Annotated in this window: 19 protein-coding genes; all 19 read left to right on the forward strand. The window is 39.5% G+C overall.

The features are described 5' to 3' along the window. The first annotated feature begins 6 nt into the window (after window positions 1-6). The 19 genes from E7274_RS09035 (at window position 7) to fliQ (ending at window position 17,113) form a co-directional block, all read left to right on the forward strand. The gene (locus E7274_RS09035) at window positions 7-1,617 is read left to right on the forward strand and encodes a flagellar M-ring protein FliF C-terminal domain-containing protein (protein ID WP_304175412.1); all 1,611 of its coding nucleotides are present in this window, start codon (window positions 7-9) and stop codon (window positions 1,615-1,617) included. Window positions 1,618-1,620: 3 nt separating this feature from the next. Then, window positions 1,621-2,628, forward strand: a complete 1,008-nt coding sequence (gene fliG / locus E7274_RS09040; RefSeq protein ID WP_033153970.1) for a flagellar motor switch protein FliG — start codon at window positions 1,621-1,623, stop codon at window positions 2,626-2,628. Next, window positions 2,621-3,508 (forward strand): FliH/SctL family protein, encoded by an 888-nt coding sequence (locus E7274_RS09045; protein ID WP_304175414.1) that lies wholly within the window; start codon window positions 2,621-2,623, stop codon window positions 3,506-3,508. Before fliG ends, E7274_RS09045 begins: the two co-directional genes overlap by 8 nt. A gap of 10 nt (window positions 3,509-3,518) precedes the next feature. Further along, on the forward strand, window positions 3,519-4,829 hold the full coding sequence (gene fliI / locus E7274_RS09050) for a flagellar protein export ATPase FliI (protein WP_304175416.1): 1,311 nt from the start codon (window positions 3,519-3,521) through the stop codon (window positions 4,827-4,829). Between the two features lie 13 nt (window positions 4,830-4,842). Continuing rightward, complete coding sequence (gene fliJ / locus E7274_RS09055; protein WP_044934116.1) at window positions 4,843-5,298, forward strand: flagellar export protein FliJ; 456 nt, start codon at window positions 4,843-4,845, stop codon at window positions 5,296-5,298. 3 nt (window positions 5,299-5,301) lie between these two features. Beyond that, window positions 5,302-6,162, forward strand: a complete 861-nt coding sequence (locus E7274_RS09060) for a MotE family protein (RefSeq protein ID WP_304175418.1) — start codon at window positions 5,302-5,304, stop codon at window positions 6,160-6,162. A gap of 48 nt (window positions 6,163-6,210) precedes the next feature. Beyond that, entirely contained in the window at window positions 6,211-7,656 is a 1,446-nt protein-coding gene (locus E7274_RS09065; protein WP_304175419.1) for a flagellar hook-length control protein FliK, read from the forward strand. Window positions 7,657-7,672: 16 nt separating this feature from the next. Then, a complete protein-coding gene (locus E7274_RS09070; protein ID WP_304175421.1) occupies window positions 7,673-8,386 on the forward strand; it encodes a flagellar hook assembly protein FlgD in 714 nt (237 codons plus the stop codon). Window positions 8,387-8,400: 14 nt separating this feature from the next. Then, window positions 8,401-8,802: a TIGR02530 family flagellar biosynthesis protein gene (locus tag E7274_RS09075; RefSeq protein WP_304175423.1), complete on the forward strand. Its 402-nt coding sequence runs from the start codon at window positions 8,401-8,403 to the stop codon at window positions 8,800-8,802. Window positions 8,803-8,891: 89 nt separating this feature from the next. Beyond that, window positions 8,892-10,529, forward strand: coding sequence for a flagellar hook protein FlgE (locus E7274_RS09080; RefSeq protein ID WP_304175425.1), 1,638 nt, complete (start codon window positions 8,892-8,894; stop codon window positions 10,527-10,529). A gap of 238 nt (window positions 10,530-10,767) precedes the next feature. Next, window positions 10,768-11,574 (forward strand): motility protein A, encoded by an 807-nt coding sequence (locus tag E7274_RS09085; RefSeq protein ID WP_334298919.1) that lies wholly within the window; start codon window positions 10,768-10,770, stop codon window positions 11,572-11,574. After that, window positions 11,574-12,476, forward strand: a complete 903-nt coding sequence (locus tag E7274_RS09090; RefSeq protein ID WP_044934126.1) for an OmpA/MotB family protein — start codon at window positions 11,574-11,576, stop codon at window positions 12,474-12,476. The genes E7274_RS09085 and E7274_RS09090 overlap by 1 nt, the downstream gene beginning before the upstream one ends. An 11-nt stretch (window positions 12,477-12,487) precedes the next feature. Next, complete coding sequence (locus E7274_RS09095; RefSeq protein WP_044934128.1) at window positions 12,488-13,000, forward strand: SPFH domain-containing protein; 513 nt, start codon at window positions 12,488-12,490, stop codon at window positions 12,998-13,000. A 42-nt stretch (window positions 13,001-13,042) separates the two neighbouring features. After that, the gene (gene fliM, locus E7274_RS09100; RefSeq protein ID WP_033153980.1) at window positions 13,043-14,023 is read left to right on the forward strand and encodes a flagellar motor switch protein FliM; all 981 of its coding nucleotides are present in this window, start codon (window positions 13,043-13,045) and stop codon (window positions 14,021-14,023) included. A gap of 1 nt (window position 14,024) precedes the next feature. Beyond that, entirely contained in the window at window positions 14,025-15,194 is a 1,170-nt protein-coding gene (gene fliY / locus E7274_RS09105) for a flagellar motor switch phosphatase FliY (protein ID WP_074790385.1), read from the forward strand. A gap of 22 nt (window positions 15,195-15,216) precedes the next feature. Further along, window positions 15,217-15,579 carry a response regulator gene (locus tag E7274_RS09110; protein WP_044934133.1) on the forward strand — a complete coding sequence of 121 codons (363 nt, stop codon included), beginning with the start codon at window positions 15,217-15,219 and terminating at the stop codon, window positions 15,577-15,579. Window positions 15,580-15,620: 41 nt separating this feature from the next. Then, window positions 15,621-15,947: a flagellar biosynthetic protein FliO gene (locus E7274_RS09115; RefSeq protein WP_177175702.1), complete on the forward strand. Its 327-nt coding sequence runs from the start codon at window positions 15,621-15,623 to the stop codon at window positions 15,945-15,947. Window positions 15,948-15,965: 18 nt separating this feature from the next. Next, entirely contained in the window at window positions 15,966-16,820 is an 855-nt protein-coding gene (fliP, locus tag E7274_RS09120) for a flagellar type III secretion system pore protein FliP (protein ID WP_304175429.1), read from the forward strand. Between the two features lie 23 nt (window positions 16,821-16,843). Continuing rightward, window positions 16,844-17,113, forward strand: a complete 270-nt coding sequence (fliQ, locus tag E7274_RS09125) for a flagellar biosynthesis protein FliQ (protein WP_044934142.1) — start codon at window positions 16,844-16,846, stop codon at window positions 17,111-17,113. Window position 17,114: the final 1 nt, after the last annotated feature.

A 17,114-nucleotide genomic window follows, 5' to 3' on the forward strand; every position in this document is an offset into this window, starting at 1 on the left:
AACAATATGCCAGAACAAATTCAAGCTATCATTAATCGAATACTTGAATGGTGGAGAAAGTTTACTAGAAGACAGCAGGTGTTGATTGTATCAATTACTGCTGTTGTTATTGTGTCATTTATTATTTTAGGAGTCATTATTTCACGTCCAACCATGGTTCAGTTGATCCAATGCGAGGATGGAGTACAGGCAGCGGCAGTTAAGCAGTTGCTTGATGATGAGGGAATTGTATACGAGACAAGCGAGGATGGATATACTTTCTATATCGAGGATAAGGATAAGGCCAATGCCAATGTCTTACTCGGTTCAAATGACATTCCAAGTTCAGGATATTCCATCGATGATGTTGTAGATGGAAGTTTCTCAACAACAGAAGCAGATAAGCAAAAGAAATATAAGCTCTATCTCGAGAATCAGTTTGAGGATATGTTAGAGTCACAAGCTGCTGTCAATTCTGCAACAGTTATTCTTACTATTCCAGAGCAGGATGGAACTATCCTTGCTAGAGAAGCAGCTTCATACGCAAATGTTACACTTGATTTGAATGCGCAGATTTCTGGAGATACAGCTGCCGGCTTAGCTCGAGCTTTAGCTGTCAATCTTGGAAACGATGACACAGAGAATATCTTTATCATGGATACAAATGGTAATGTTTTGTTCTCTGGTGGTGATGCAACGTCAGCTGCTGGAAATGCCAGTGCTAATCAAGATGTGAGAGAGAGAGCTAGCAGTGAAATCGTAGATAGAGTGCACACAGTTTTGGAAGGAACTAATCTTTACGATGATATTTCTGTTGGTGTAAACCTTTCAATGAACTTCGATGAAAATAGCACTGTCACATACGATTATTCTGTTGATGAAGGTCGTACAGAAGGCTATTTAGATAGTGAATCTGGTTCTAACTCAACTAACACATCAGGCGCAGGCGGAGTTCCCGGAACAGATTCAAATGACGACGATACTACTTATGTAATCGAGGATGGTACTGAGTCTGAGAGCACAACAGAAGAATTCTATAGAGATTATCTTCCAGATGAGACTATCACAAATCATACAGATGAAATGGGTAAGAGAGAGCTTGACAATTCTTCAATCTCTGTTACTTGTAAAACATATGCAATCTATAACCAGGACAAGATGGAGAGCGATGGTACTCTTGAAGAACTAGGACAGACATTCGATGAATTCGTTAAAGAAAATTCTGATCCAGTTCAGCTTGAGGTTACAGATGATATCGTGGAAGTAGTAGCTCAAGCTACAGGATTTCCTTCGGCAAGCGTTAAAATCGTAGCTTACGAAATCCCAATGTTCCAGTATTCAGAAGGTTCAGGCATTGGACTTACAGATATCCTTCAGATTGTACTTGCAGCACTCATCTTCTTAATGCTTGGCTTTGTTGTATTCAGAAGCCTTCGTACAGAAGAAGAGGAGCCTGTGGAGCAAGAGCTTACAATTGACGATTTAATTGCTTCTACACAGGAAGAGGAAGAAGAGCTTGAAGATATTGGTTATACTGAAAAATCTGAGGCTCGAATATTAATAGAAAAATTCGTGGACGAAAAACCAGAGGCTGTAGCACAGCTTTTGAGAAATTGGCTAAACGAGGATTGGGGATAAGCTATGGCTACTGAAGATTTAAATGGAGTACAAAAAGCGGCTATACTTCTTATCGCACTTGGCCCAGAGAAGTCTGCTCAGATATTTAAACATCTCAAGGAAGAGGAAATAGAGGAATTGACTCTTGAGATTGCAAATACTCGAAGCATTTCTCCAGCCTTGAAGGAAGAAGTTATAGAAGAGTTTTATCAGGTTTGTCTTGCACAGCAATATATCGCAGAGGGTGGTATTGGCTATGCAAAGGAACTTTTGGAAAAGGCTCTTGGCGACGACAGAGCTCAGGACGTTATCACAAAGCTTACTGCATCTTTGCAGGTTCGTCCATTCGAATTCATTCGAAAGACCGAACCTTCTCAGGTGTTGAACTTCATACAGGACGAGCATCCACAGACAATTGCTATGATTCTTTCGTATCTGTCTGCAGGTCAGGCATCCCTTATTATTGGCGCGTTGCCTCCTGAAAAACAGGCTGATGTTGCAAAACGTATAGCTATGATGGATAGAACAAGTCCTGAAGTTATAAAAGAGGTTGAACGAGTGCTTGAAAGAAAGCTTTCTTCACTTATCAATCAGGATTACACTATCGCCGGCGGTGTAGATGCGGTAGTAAACATTTTAAACACAGTAGACCGTGGTACAGAAAAGCGTATCATGGAGTCTCTGGAAATCGAAGAGCCAGAGCTTGCTGAAGAAATCAGAAAGAAGATGTTCGTATTCGAGGATATCTTGCTTCTTGATGATAGAGCTATTCAGCGTGTTCTTAGAGATGTTGATAACTCTGATCTTGGTGTGGCTCTTAAGGGAGCAAATGATGAGGTTCAGGCAGCTATATTCAAGAACCTTTCTTCTCGTCTTGCTGCAATGATTAAGGAAGATATGGAATTCATGGGTCCTGTACGTATGAAAGATGTAGAGGAAGCGCAGCAGAAGATTGTAGGCATAATCAGAAAGCTGGAGGATTCCGCAGAGATTGTAATTTCAAGAGGTGGAGGAGACGAGCTTGTTGTCTAGTAATAATGTCATTTATGGCTTCCAGGTTGCACCTAACCTTCCAGATGAGGAAGGGGAATCTGAGCAGCTTGTAATTGACTCAAATGAATTAGCTAAGCAGCTGATTCTTAAACAGGAAAGAGAATATAAAGCGAAGCTTCTCGAGGAAGAGAGAGAGCGTCGTTTAGCAGCTATGCGTGAAGCTGGCGAGGAAATTCCTGATGGAATGGATGCTGATGAGTTCTTAGGCTTAGCCGATACTATCATGCAAAAGGAAGAACCTGATGTTTCTGCCCAGGTGGAAGAACTTTTGGAAGACGCCAGAAATCAAGCGCAGGCTATTATTGATGATGCAAATGCTCAGGCTCAGGAGATTCTTAATGCAGCACAGCTTAATGCAGATGCTATGAAGAATCTTGCCAGACAGGATGGCGAGAAAGAAGGATACAACGAAGGTACTCAAAGAGCTGCTCTTGAGTTGCAAGATTCTCAGCAACAAATGCGAGCAGAGGTTGAGCGTGTTCAAATTGAATATATGGAGCGTCAGCTTCATATGGAGCGTGAAATCGTTGAAATGTGCCTTCCAGTATTCGAGCATGTATTTGCTGCAGAGTTATCAGGCCGAAAGGATGTAATATATCATCTTTTAGACCATTGCATTATGAAAATTGAACGCACTGGTCAGATGCAGATTAAAGTCAGCGATGCTAATGCGGAATATATAAAGAGCAAAAAAGAGGAGATTCAAGGAAAGGTAGGAGCTGAGGTAGGACTTGATATTATCGCAGATCCTCTTTTGAATGATGACCAGTGTATTATTGAAACTGACGGTGGAATATTTGACTGCAGTATTGATACAGAACTGGACAATCTTATTAGAGAGATTAGAGCCTTGAACTAAGGAGAATGATTTGGACCAAAATTCACTAATGCAGCTTGTTGAAAAGGATTATTTTAAATCTCTTGGCAAGGTGGTTAAAGTAGTTGGACTTACAATTGAATCAGTTGGACCGGAGGCTAAGCTACGTGATTTATGTGAAATCATTGTAGAAGGCTCAGGGGAAAGAATAAAAGCAGAGGTTGTCGGTTTTAAAGATAAACGTCTGCTTTTGATGCCTTATGAGAATGTAGAGGGAATTGGTGTTGGATGTATGGTTGAAAATACTGGTCATCCACTGGAGGTTGCTGTTGGAAACGAGCTTTTAGGTCATCTGGTAGATGGACTTGGTGTTCCATCAGATGTAGATGATTTAAGTCAGTTTGAGAATATGGTTAATTATCCTGCAGAAGCAGACCCACCAGATCCAATGTCTCGTGTAATCATAAAGGAGCCTTTGTCTTTGGGTGTTAAGGCTGTTGATGGCTTGATTACTGTTGGTAAAGGTCAAAGAATTGGTATTTTTGCTGGATCAGGTGTTGGTAAATCTACACTTATGGGTATGTTCGCTAGAAATACTAAGGCCGAAATAAATGTTATTGCGCTTATAGGAGAGCGTGGACGAGAAGTTAGAGAATTCGTAGAAAACGATTTGGGACCAGAAGGTATGGCTCGTTCTGTTGTAGTTTGTGCCACATCAGATAAGCCGGCCCTTATTCGTAAAAAGGCAGCGCTTACTGCTACAGCTATTGCTGAATACTTTAGAGATCAGGGAAAAGACGTCCTTCTTATGATGGATTCACTGACTCGTTTTTCTATGGCACAAAGAGAAATCGGCCTTGCATCAGGTGAGCCTCCTGTTACACGAGGATATCCACCTTCAGTATATTCAGAGATGCCTCGTCTTTTGGAGAGAGCAGGCAATTCTGCAGTTGGTTCTATCACAGGGCTTTATACTGTACTTGTTGATGGTGATGATTTCAACGAACCTATCACTGATACAGCCCGTTCAATTTTGGATGGACATATTATGCTTAACAGAAAGTTGGCTCAAAAGAATCATTACCCAGCTATTGATGTGCTGCAGTCTATTTCCAGAGTTATGTCTGCTGTAGCTACACCGGAGCATAAGGCTGTGGCAGGTAAGCTTAAAAATGTTCTTGCTACCTATCAGGAAGCAGAAGATTTGATAAATATTGGAGCATACAAAAATGGTTCAAACAAATCTATTGATTATGCTATTAAGAAGATTGATGCTGTTAACGAATTCTTGTTACAACAGACACACGATAGATTTGAGTATGATGATATTATTGAGCAAATGACAGCTATATTCCAGGATTAATAAGGAGTGAATTATGGCGAAGTTTGTTTACAGAATGCAAAACATTCTTGAGCTAAAACAGAAAATCGAAGAACAAGAGAAGGCCAATTTTGGAATGGCTACTGCCAGGTTCAACGAAGAGCAGCAAAAGCTGCGAGAGTTGATGATTAAGCAGGCAGGCTATGAAAGACAGTTAAAAGAGCTTTCTATTGGTGATATTGATATTAGTAAAATCAAGACCTGTAAAAATGCAATTTCTTCGATGAAGGTTGCCCTTCGTGATCAAATGATAGAGCTTTCAAAGGCACAAAAGGCAATGGAAGTTGCTAGAAAAAAGCTTAATGAAGTCATGATGGAACGCAAGATGCATGAAAAGCTTAGAGAGCATGCATTTGAGGAGTTCTTGGATGAACTTGATTACGAAGAAAGCAAGATAACAGATGAGTTGGTAAGCTATTCATATTTTAATGCAGAGAAAGAGGAAGAGTAAGTTATGGCAGATGTAACAGAAGAAGTAGGAAACACAACTGAAGAAGATCCAAAGGCTGCAAAGAAAGCTGCAAAAGAAGCTAAAAAGGCTGAAAAGCAGGCTAAAAAAGATGCAAAGAAGAATGGTGAAGAGGGAGCTGATGATGAGGAGAGCTTAGGTATTGGCGGCAAACTTATCATGGGCTTTGTTGTGCTGTTAATCATTCTTATTTGGCTTGTTATTTTTGCCTTTCTTGTAAAGATGGATGTTGGCGGATTTGGTTCTACAGTACTATTTCCTGTTTTAAAGGATGTACCATATGTTAATCGAATCTTACCTGGTATTGAGGAATACATCCCAGCAGAAGAAGACGAATATGCAGCATATACTACAGTTGAAGAGGCTGTAGACAGAATCAAAGAGCTTGAAGTAGAAATCGAAGCTCTAAAAGAAACAGGCACTCAAAATAGTGATTATATTGCAGAATTAGAGGCGGCTTCAGCAGAGCTTGCTGAATACAAGGCTAACGAGGCGGCGTTCGAAGAAACTAAAGAAAAATTTTATGAAGAGGTTGTTTTTTCGGATAATGCACCCGATATAAATGAATATAAGACTTACTATGAGTCTATAGAGCCTGAGAATGCTGAAGCTATCTATAAACAGGTGGTTTCTCAAATCCAGACGGATGAAGAAATCGAAGATTATGTTAAGGCATATTCGAGCATGAAAGCCAAAGATGCAGCTGCCATATTTGATACTATGACAGATGACCTTGATCTTGTATGTGAGATTCTCTCAGCTATGGACGCTAGTACGAGGGCAGATATATTAGCTGCTATGTCCGAAGAAAATGCAGCTATTATAACCAAGATGATGGAGCCTTAGTCTTATATTTGCAATTTGAAAAGAGAATATAAGAAAGGAGGACAACACATGACAAGTAGCAATGTTTCTAACTTGCTGGTTCAAGTGGGAAATGTCAATGTGGATCTTGTGGATGCTAAATCGGAGCTTCCAAAATCTGGATTCGGATTCGACAAAACATTGCAGAATGCCATTAAGCCTAGCGATGCACCTGCACCTGCTGATAATTCTAATCAAGCAGATGTAAGCAACAAATCCTTCAGCGTATCAAAGGAACCAAAGGTTATCAAAACTGAGGAAAAGCCTGATACAGTAAATGAAGAAGTTGTTGAAAAGGTAAATGAAGCGGTAGACAAAGTTAAGGCGGTCATTGAGGAAGAGCTGGACGTTACAGAAGAAGACATTGAAAAAGCAATGGAAACTTTGGGGCTTACAGTTATTGATTTATTAAATCCTCAGGATTTAGCTCAGCTTGTAGCTACACTTACAGGCGAGAATGATTCTATCGCATTAGTAATGAGTGAGGAATTTAAAGGTATTCTTGATGTAGTTAATGAACTCACAAATCAGCTATTTGAAGAAACAGGTATTTCCTTTATTGAGGTAAAAGATATTGTTATTTCTTATGCTTCACAGGAAATGATTGATGTGGATGTGCCTAAGGAAGAAAGCCTTACCCAGGTTAATCCTGAAGAGGTTCTTGAGGTTGCTGAAGAGATGCCAGAGGAGCCGGTGGCAGTCCAGGTTGAAACAAATATTGTTAAGACTGAGGACAGCTCTGAAAGTACTGATGTTGTATCAGAAGATACAGAACCTAGTCAGCAAATCACATTAAAAGAAAATGTTGATGCAAAGCAGTCTGATTCAGAAGATTCATCTTTTGAACAGCCTAATGCTAAAACTCAAGAAAACGTAGTTTTAAAACAGACTACAAAGCCTTCAGAACCAATTATTCGAAATGATGGGATGATTTTTGGAGAGCCAAGAATCGAGATTCAATTCTCTCCGGAAGAACAGTTGGTATCACTTCCTACAGGTCAGACAGTTTCATCTGAGAAAATTGTTAACCAGTTGGTTGAACAGGCTAGAATTCTTAACGAGGCAGAATCTACAACAATGGAAATGACTCTTAATCCAGAGGGGTTAGGAAGAATTTTCATGGAAGTCACTCAAAAGGGTGATGAAATAACTGCAAGAATTTTTACTGAGAATGATGCAGTTAAACAGGCGTTAGAGTCGCAAATGGCAAATCTTCGTGTAGAGATGACTCAAAATAGTTCCGCTAAGGTTACTTCAATCGAGGTTTCGGTTGGAACACATGAGTTTGAAAAGAATCTTGAAGAAGATGCTAGAAATGAGCAAAGACGTGATGAGCAGGCGAATCAGTCAGAGAGACGAAGCAACAGAATCGATCTCAATAGCATGGATGATTTGACGGGGCTTATGTCAGAAGAAGATATTCTTATAGCTCAGATGATGAAAGATAATGGTAATACATTAGATTTCCAAGCATAACGGGAGGAGGAAATAAATGGCGGAAGATTTATTAGTTGGTGCGCTTACTAATGGGCAGTACAAAAAGACAACTGCTTCAACAGAAGCAACTAAAAGCGAAACTACAAATTCTACTTCAAAGACAGCATCTAAAAACAATGGTACTGAATATAATCAGGAAATGTTTTTAAAGCTTTTGACAGCAGAAATGCAGTATCAAGATCCTTTGGAGCCAACAGACAACAGTCAGTACGTTACACAGCTTGCATCATTTACACAGATTGAAACACTTCAGACAGTTAAATCTAGTATGGAAAGCCTTCAGGCTAACAGTATGGTTGGTAAGGTTGTTTCACTTACAGTTGATGGTAAAACTGTTGAGGGAAAGGTTGATTTCGTTACAAAAGACGATGATGACGTTATGAAGGTTTCTGTTAACGGTAATCTTTATGATATGTCAAAGATTGACTCTGTTGTTGATGAAGAGTACTACACTGCGAAGTATCTTTCAAGTCTTTTGACAGATGCAATCAATGCACTTCCAAAGGCAGAAGAAGTTACTCTTAAGGATGAGGAGAAAATCGGTACAGCAACAAGCTATATGAATGCAATGGATGCATATAGTCTTTCGTTTGTTAGTGAAGATTTAATTACAAAATACAACGCAGTAGTTTCACAGTTTGAAAAACTAAAATCTGCAAAGGAAGCTGCCGATAAAGAAAGTGAAGAGGCGGCAGTAGAAGAAGCTTAATTAGGAGGGATAAAATGAGCAATTTAAATATTAATCCAAATTTCACCTCCATTGAGCAGGTAGCTGGAACTTATCTTAATCCAGCTCAAGAGTCCAGACCACTGGGCAACCTTGACAGTGCATCCTTTGAGGATATTTTTAAGCAGAAGCTTGAAAGTGCTTCTGAGCTTAAGTTTTCAAAGCATGCAACTCAGAGACTTGATGATAGAAATATTAAGCTTTCTGAGGAACAATCCCTTAGACTTGAAGAAGGCGTACAAAAAGCCTCTGAAAAGGGAATTACTGATTCTTTAGTATTAGTAGATACATTGGCATTTATAGTTAATGTGCCTAATCAGACCGTAGTTACAGCTATGGATCAGACTGAATCAGACGAAAACATTTTTACAAATATTGACGGTGCTGTTATAGTTTAGCTGGACCTTATGGAAGCTAATTGTTCCCGACTGACAGAAGGAACAAACAGTCACCTCAATAGCATTATGCTTTGAGGAGGTCATTCATTATGATGAGATCACTTTTCTCTGGTGTTGCAGGTCTTAAGACACACCAGACAAAGATGGATGTTATTGGTAATAACATCTCCAACGTTAACACAGTTGCGTTCAAATCATCTTCAACCACTTTTTCTGATATTATGTATCAGACAACTTCACAGGCATCAGGCGCCACAGAAAATCGTGGTGGTACAAATGCTAAGCAGATAGGTCTTGGTGTTACTAATGGAGCTACAAAGATTTCCATTACTTCATCAGGCGCTGCTCAGTCTACTGGTGATGCTCTTGATATCAGACTTTCTGATACAAATTCAACAAATTTCTTTATCGTTAATAACGGTTCTGAAAACGTATTTACAAGAGCTGGCTCATTCTATATCGATGGTAATGGTAACCTTGCTATGACAACAACAGGTTATCTTGTAATGGGATGGCAGACAGATACTTCTAGTGGTACACCTGTTATTGTACAAGATACAGTTTCTCCACTTAGGGTTATGGCTGCTGAGAATCTTACAAGTGCACCAGAAGCTACCACTCAGGCTAATTTCAGTGGCGTTATCGATAAAAATGATACACAGTTTAGCTCTACAAATGGTTATGTTCGTTCATTTACTATCTATGACAACCTTGGTTATTCTTACACAGCTAAGTTCTCATTTAAGCTTGTAAATGGAACAACTGGAGAATACACTGTAGAGCTTACTAATTTATACGACCAGGATAATAACGATTTGCTTGCAAGCTATGTAGCAAATGGTGGAAATAAGTCAGATATCTTTGGTACAACAAATCCTGTAGATCATACTTATTCAGCAACAGATGGTAGTAACTACACTTTTGGAACTACCACAACTGGCGATTTAGCACTTTATATAAATGGAGATACAACAGCTCCATATCTTTACGACGCAGCTTCACAGACTTTTAGTGATGGAACGACATCAATTCCGCTTACATCAGCAGTTTCAGGTTTATCCACAGATGATACTGTAACAGGTGTAGCATATGCTAGTGATTCTACTTTAACTATTACAACTACAACTATAAGCTATGACCTTAAGTTTGATACAAGCAAAGGAAATCTAACATATGCTGGGGAGAATGGACAGACACAGCTTGTGATGAATACTTCATTATTGGGCCCTAATGTAGCCGATGCTGCATTGTCTAACATCACAATTGATTTTTCATTACTTACAATGTATGACAATGGCGGAACATCCACAGCTGTAGGTAATAGAGGAACAACAACAGATGCTTCTAATGGAGCAGGTAAGAAGCTTGGTACAATGACAGGTCTTTCTGTTTCAAGCAATGGTGAAATTTATGGTTCATATAGCAATGGTAATACAGTTCTTTTAGGACAGATTCCAGTAGCACAGTTTGCTAATGCATCTGGTCTTGAGGAAATGGGTGATAACTGCTATAAGACAACACTTAACTCAGGCGAGTTCGATGGTATTGGACTTGTTGTTTCAGCTGATGGTTCTGCAATGAACACCGGACAGCTTGAAATGTCTAACGTTGATTTGTCTGCAGAGTTTACTGATATGATTACTACACAGCGTGGTTTCCAGGCAAACTCACGTATTATCACAGTATCAGATACAATGCTTGAGGAACTTATTAATCTTAAGAGATAATAGAAAATGATAGTCTCTAAAAGCCAAGTCGTTAAGGCTTGGCTTTTTTATTGAAAATCTAAAAATTCTGTGAAGAAACTATATTTAGTGGTTTGGACATGGAAAAAACACAATAATATGAGACGATTTTACTGATAAAAGTAGACAATAATTTATAAATCTAGTAAAATAATCACAAAAGTGTATACCGTGTATTTCTATACATTTTACTAGTTTTTACTCAATTTTTTATAGGATGGTGATTGCTTTGGATATAGCTTCTTTAGCTGGTTTAGTACTCGGTGTCGTAATGGTTATCTTCGGTATCGTGTCTTCTGGTGGTGTCGCAGCCATGGCAAACTTCATAGATGTTCCATCAGTTATTATTACTATTGGTGGTTCTTTGTCCTCTTGTATGGCATGTAACAAAATGGCAGACTTTATTGGAGGATTAAAGAGTATCACATTAGCTATCAACGAACCAAAGGTTGGTAGCCCAGCTGATAGTATATCTCAGATTATAAATCTTGCGAATATTTCCAGAAAAGAAGGTATATTGGCGCTTGAAGAAGCTGCCAATGGAATAGAAGACGAGTTCCTTAAAAAAGGAATTAACCTGGTAGTAGATGGTACTGATCCTGAATTGGTTCGTGCTATTCTTGAAACTGATTTGGACTGTATGGAGGATCGACATAAAGTATGTACGAACTTCTGGTCTAAATGGGGTGAAATGGGACCTGCCTGGGGCATGATTGGTACACTGGTTGGTCTGGTAAACATGTTAAAGAACCTTGAGGATGCATCAACAATCGGACCTAACATGGCGGTTGCTTTGCTTACAACTTTGTACGGTTCACTGATTGCAAACTGGCTTACAGGTCCAGTCGGTACAAAGCTTGGTGTTAATCATTCTCTCGAGGTTATGACTAAGAGTATTACTGTGGAAGGCTTACTTTCAATTCAAGCAGGCGAAAACCCACGTGTAATAGAAGAAAAGCTTAAATCCTTCTTGCCACCTGCATCTCGTGGTGCTATCGGCGAAGGCGAAGGAGGAGGTGAGGGCTAATGGCAAAGAAGCAAAAGCAAGAGGAAGCTCCTGCTGGTTCTCCTGCCTGGATGGCCACCTTCTCAGACTTGATGAACTTGCTGCTTTGTTTCTTCGTATTACTTTTCTCTATGTCTAGTACAGATACTGAAAAGTTCCAGGAAGTAATTGCAAGTATTCAGTCTAGCTTTAGTATTTTTTCTCAGGGTGGCACCTCAATTGGTGAGGGACAGATGATATCATCAGGTATCAGTCAGCTTGAGATGTTTGACGACTATTTCAATAGTGTTCATGACGGTGATGATGAACAGTATGAAAAAGAAGGCGCAAGTGAAAATGAAAACGAGGGAGAACAATCAGAGGACGGCTCCGCTACAAACGAAGGGGATGTTAGTTCTAATGGAGTTTCTGTAGAGGAAGCTCAGGAAGCCCTTGAACAAGCTGGTGCAGGCGAAAGCGAATCAATCGCAGAAGAAATCGAGTCTCAGCTTAGTGAATATGGTCTTCAAGACCAGGTAGAAGTAGATTTTAATGCAAACTATGTAATGATTACCATCAATGGTGCGTTACTGTTTGATTCAGGTAAGGCAGTTCTTACAGATGATGCCCTTACTATTGTAGATAATCTTTCAAAGATACTCGCTCAGTATGATAACAATATCATCGAGGTAGAAGGTCATACAGATAATGTTCCAATGTCATCTGGAACATATGAAAACAATGATGTGCTTTCAATGTATCGTGCACTTTATGTTGCAGATAGAATCAGAGAAGTCACAGATTTGAATCCAGCATACATTAAATCAGCTGGACGAGGAGAGTATGTACCTATTGCTGACAATAGTACAGCAGAAGGACGCGCTAGAAATAGACGCGTTGAAATCAAAATATATAATTCATACTCGTCAGATATAGCCGAGTAGAAAGGCAAATCATGAAAAAGAATTTGATTACAGTAATTATACTGGCACTGGTTGTTGTGAATCTTGTTCTTACAGCGGTTCTTACAATTACTATTATTCCTGAGACACAAAAGGCCAATGAGCTGATCACAAAGGTGTGCTCTGCAATCGATTTGGATTTGCAAGCAGGAGATACAGCTGGATCTCTTAGTATTGATGTGGCTGATATGGTAGATTATCCTGTTAATGGTGGTGAGACACTTACAATCAACCTTGTTGATGGATATGCAGTGCTTGGTATATCATTATCACTTGATAGCACAAACGAAGATTACGCTACATATGCAGCTGATGGTACTTTGACGGCCCAGGATAATATTATTAGCGATAAAATAAATTCAGTTATTAAAAAGCATACGGTTCAGGAAATGATAGATAATGAAGATGAAATCAAAGAAGAGATTCTTGAAGAGCTTCAGACCCTATTTAAATCTTCATTTATCGTTAGAGTGAACTTCTCTAGTGCTACTTATCAGAAACAGTAATCTGTAAGTAGAAATTATTGGGACGAATGGTGGTGAGAAAGCTTGGGAGACGTTCTTTCACAAAACGAAATAGATAATCTGCTTAATGCGTTGACCAGCGGTGAGCTTGACGCCGAGGAGATTAAAAATAATAAAGAAAAACCAGTAAAGAACTACGATTTTGCTAGACCTTCTAAGTTTTCTAAGGAACACCTTAGAACAATGGAAATTATTTTTGAGCATTATGGCAGATTGTTATCAACAAACTTGCCTATATTCCTCAGAAAGAATATACAGGTAGAGGTTATGAACTCGGAAGCTGTTACATACATGGAGTTTTCAAACTCTCTATCAAATCCAGTTCTTTTAGGTATTGTAGATTTTTCTCCCCTTGAGGGAAATATTATCGTAGAAATGGCTTCTAATCTTGGCTTTGCCATGGTAGACAGAATGCTTGGCGGTGAGGGCGAACCTCTTGATAAGATTAGAGACTTTTCAGAAATAGAGCTTCTCATTATTGAGAGAGTAATGACATCATGCGTAGACTTGCTTAGGGAACCATGGGAAAACGTTTTGGATGTACATCCAAGACTTGAGCGAATTGAAACAAACTCACAGTTTGCTCAGATTATATCCCCTTCAGAGATGATTGCTATTGTTACAGTCAATATTAAAATTGGCGATGTAGAAGGTCTTATGAATATTTGTTTACCTTTTATTACATTAGAGCCAGTTATGGACAAATTGAACACAAAGTTCTGGTATAGTAGTCAGAAGGAGAAAACAGGTGAAAGCTATTCAGATGCTGTGGAAGCTTTAATTAATCATGCTAAGATACCTGTAAAGGCAGTTCTTGGTAACAGCACAATTACCGTTGCGGATTTTTCACAGCTTCAGGTTGGAGATATAGTCAGACTTGATACAAAAGTCGACGATGAGTTGGATGTTTTCGTGGGAGATATTAAGAAGTTCCAAGCCCTTCCGGGAGCATCAGGCAAAGATTATGCGGTTAGAGTGACACAAATTATAAGGGAGGAACAGTAGAATGGGCGATGGTGTATTATCACAGGATGAGATAAATGCACTACTTAGTGGCGGAATCCCCGATGCCCCTGCTGGCGAGCCATCATCTGGTGGCGGAGAGCTTTCAGAGCAGGAAATCGATACAATCGGTGAAGTTGCCAACATAAGCATGGGAAGTGCGGCCACAACTTTATTTTCTCTTGTTAATCAAAAGGTTGAGATTTCAACACCAGTTGTTAGCGAAACAAACTGGCAGGAATTAGCATCTGGTTACGACAACTCTTGTGTAGTTGTTCGTATTGGATATACAAAGGGTATTGATGGTAGCAACGTTCTTGTATTAAAAGAAAATGATGTTAAAGTCATTACCGACCTGATGATGGGCGGAGATGGAACCAATACAGATGGTGAAATTTCTGATCTTCATTTATCAGCTATTTCAGAAGCGATGAACCAGATGATGGGAGCTAGTGCAACCTCACTTTCATCAATGCTGAATAAAATGGTAGATATTTCACCACCAACAGCGCAGCTTACAGACTTGGCTACGATAGACGGTGGAGAGATAGATGAATTCTTGAAAGGCAACTTCGTAAGAATTGCATTCAAGATGGAAATTGGAACATTGGTAGACAGTGAGATGATGCAGTTGTATCCAATCTCACTTGCCAAGGAAATGTGTGGTTCTGTTCTGAATAATATGGAATCAGACTCCAATTCGACAGTTGATGACGGTGTTGCAGAAGCTGCGCCAGCACCTGCTCCAGAACCGGCACCTGCTCCACAGGCTGCACCTCAAATGCAGGCGCCACCTCAGATGGACCCAAATATGATGCAGGGACAGCCAATGCAGGGACAACCTATGATGCCATATATGTACGCTCCTGGACCTCAGGTAAATGTACAACCGGCACAGTTTACTCCATTTGGACCAGGCTTTGCAGCTCAGTTCGCTCAGGAGAATATCGACTTGATTCTTGACGTTCCTTTGGAAGTTACAGTAGAATTAGGTCGTACAAACAAAACAATCCAAGATATTTTGGATTTTGCACCAGGTACCATCATCGAGCTTAATAAAATAGCCGGTGAACCAATAGATGTACTTGTTAATGGCAAGTATGTGGCAAAAGGCGAGGTAGTAGTTATCGAAGAGTCTTTTGGCGTACGAATAACAGAAATTATCAAAGAATAAATATATTTAAGGAGATGAAGACATGGCAAAAAACATTTTAATCTGTGATGACGCTGCTTTCATGAGAATGATGATTAAGGACATTCTCACAAAGAATGGCTACAACGTAGTCGGAGAGGCTGAGAACGGAAAGATTGCTGTTGAAAAGTATTCAGAGCTTTCTCCAGATCTCGTTCTTCTTGACATCACAATGCCAGAAATGGATGGCATCGGGGCTCTTAAGGCTATCAAGGAAAAGGATCCTAATGCATGCGTTATCATGTGCTCTGCAATGGGACAGCAGGCAATGGTTATCGAGGCTATTCAGTCTGGTGCCAAGGATTTCATCGTTAAGCCATTCCAGGCTGAGCGTGTTCTTGAGGCTGTTAAGAAGGTTATCGGTTAATCATGCTATTTCTTTCAGCGGTTGGAGAGAGCATCTTTCAATTGATTTTTGCTTTAGTGGTATTCGTAGGAGTGCTTGCACTTACTGCGTTTGTCACTAAGTGGATTGCAGGTTATCAAAAGTCCCAGGGGCTCAATAGAAATCTTGAGATTGTAGAGGGCATCAGACTTGCAACCAATAAATATGTTCAGATTATTAGGGCAGGTGAGGATAGATATTTCGTGGTTGCAGTTGGCAAAGACGAAGTTACCCTTTTAGGGGAATTATCCTCATCTGAACTTAAAGAACTGGATACTACTGATACATCTGTACAGATGCCAGTAGATTTTAAATCGATTTTAGATAATCTTTCAAGAAAGAAAAATTAACTGATTGGGCAGAATGTTATGAGTAAATTCAAGAAGGCGTACGTAATCTTTAGCTTGGTCATCACAGCTATGGTTGGTTGTTACGCCCTTTTTATGAACAGTACAACTGTACATGCAACTGAATATAGTGCAGAATATGGGGCAGACAATGAGGATTACGGTGCAACAGATAATGCACCAAATGCTTCAGACGAGGTTGTTGGAGGCGGAGGATTTACGCTTAGCTTTGATGGCGAAGATGGAAACTTTACGGCTACTCTTAGAATGCTGTTAGTTCTTACAATCATTACGTTATCCCCTTCGATTCTGATAATGCTAACATCCTTTACCAGATGCGTAATTGTTTTACATTTTGTCCGCGCTGCTATTGGAACCAATACAGCGCCTCCAAATCAGATTTTGATTGGGTTGGCGTTGTTTTTAACTTTGTTCATTATGTCGCCTGTGCTTACGCAGATTAAGACAGAGGCGATTGATCCATTTGATGCAGGTGAAATCACTCAGGACGAAGCAATAGACAATGCAATTGCACCTGTTAGGGAGTTCATGTATGGTCAGACACAGACAAAGGATTTGGATTTGTTCTGTGATATTGCTGGCATTTCGTATGAGGTAGATGACTACGATTCTGTACCATTTACTGTCGTTGTTCCAGCTTTTATTTTATCTGAGCTTAGAACAGCTTTTATTATTGGATTTCTAATTTATGTTCCATTCATTGTTATAGATATGGTTGTTGCATCTGTACTTATGTCAATGGGTATGATGATGCTTCCGCCTACCACAATATCCCTACCTTTCAAGATATTGTTGTTTATATTGGTTGATGGATGGAATCTTGTTATTGGCGGGTTAGTCAAGACATTCTATTAGAATTATTAAGGAGAGAATAGGTTATGACTGAAGGACAGGTCTTGGACATTATCAGGAATGCTATATACATTCTTCTGATTACATCATTACCACTTTTACTAGTGTCTCTAGTAATCGGTCTTATAATCAGTATTTTTCAAACGGTCACATCTATTCAAGAGCAGACTCTCACCTTTATTCCAAAGATAGTAGGAGTATTTGCTGCGCTTATGTTTTTCGGCCCATGGATGCTTACAGTTTTGACGGAATATATCACACAATTATGGGCTAATTTTAGTATTTACTTAGGCTAGA

It is taken from the genome of Pseudobutyrivibrio ruminis, assembly GCF_015057245.1.
GTDB classification, from domain to species: domain Bacteria; phylum Bacillota; class Clostridia; order Lachnospirales; family Lachnospiraceae; genus Pseudobutyrivibrio; species Pseudobutyrivibrio ruminis_E.